Annotated in this window: 1 protein-coding gene; it reads left to right on the top strand. The window is 76.6% G+C overall.

All coding sequences use genetic code 11. The features are described 5' to 3' along the window. The coding region (locus tag ACFXB5_RS27390; protein WP_385212434.1) for an SGNH/GDSL hydrolase family protein at positions 1 to 918 on the top strand (918 nt) is incomplete at its 5' end. Positions 919 to 1024: the final 106 nt, after the last annotated feature.

The raw sequence follows: 1024 nt of genomic DNA, 5'->3' as shown, positions 1-1024 counted from the left end.
TCCCTTGCTCTGGGGGTGGGGGGCGGCTCGGCCGACCCGCCCCCGCGCGCGGACGGCCGATATGGCTTCGCCTTCGCCCGCAGGACCGGCCAGCCACCACTGCGGCTGGCCTTTCTCGGCGACTCCACGGCCGCCGGACAGGGCGTCCACCGCCCTAGTCAGACACCGGGCGCGCTGCTCGCCTCGGGGCTGGCGGCGGTCGCGGAGCGCCCGGTGGACCTGCGGAACGTGGCACTGCCGGGGGCGCAGTCCAGCGATCTGGAGCGCCAGGTCACGCTGGTGCTGGAGGATCCAGACCTGTTCCCCGACGTATGCGTGATCATGATCGGCGCCAATGACGTCACCCGGCGGATGCCGCCCGCCAAGTCGGTACGGCTGCTGTCGGACGCGGTGCGCAGGCTGCGCGATACGGGCTGCGAGGTGATCGTGGGCACCTGTCCCGACCTCGGCACGATCGAGCCCGTCTATCAGCCGCTGCGCTGGATCGCGCGGCGGCTGAGCCGTCAGCTGGCCGCCGCGCAGACGATCGGAGTGGTGGAGCAGGGCGGGCGCACGGTCTCGCTGGGCGATCTGCTGGGCCCGGAGTTCGCGGCGAATCCGCGGGAGCTGTTCGGCCCGGACAACTACCACCCCTCGGCGGAGGGGTACGCCACGGCCGCGATGGCCGTTCTGCCGACCCTGTGCGACTCGCTGGGCCTGTGGCCCGAGGAGGCTCCGGAGACGCTCGACGAGGGCATCCTGCCGGTCGCCACGGCGGCGGCCGAGGCGGCCGCGGAGGGCGGCACGGAGGTCACCGCGGCCCGCGGCCCCTGGGCCCGTCTGCTGCGCCGCCAGGGCCCCGCCACGAAGGAGCCCGCGGCCGTGTCCGGCTCCCCCGACACCCCGTCCCCGACGCCGCCACCCCCTTCGGGCTGCTGACCCCGCCCAGGCCCGGGGCCTCGCCCCGACCCGGGGCCCTTGGCGAGCCCGCGGCCGGGGGGCCGGGGCCTGTCCGCCGCCCGGGGGGCCGGGGGCGGAGCGCCGC

The sequence above is a fragment of the Streptomyces sp. NPDC059455 genome (assembly GCF_042750115.1).
Taxonomy (GTDB): domain Bacteria; phylum Actinomycetota; class Actinomycetes; order Streptomycetales; family Streptomycetaceae; genus Streptomyces; species Streptomyces endocoffeicus.
The sequence above is the reverse complement of the archived record's forward strand: the minus strand, read 5'-3'. Positions and strand labels throughout refer to the sequence as shown.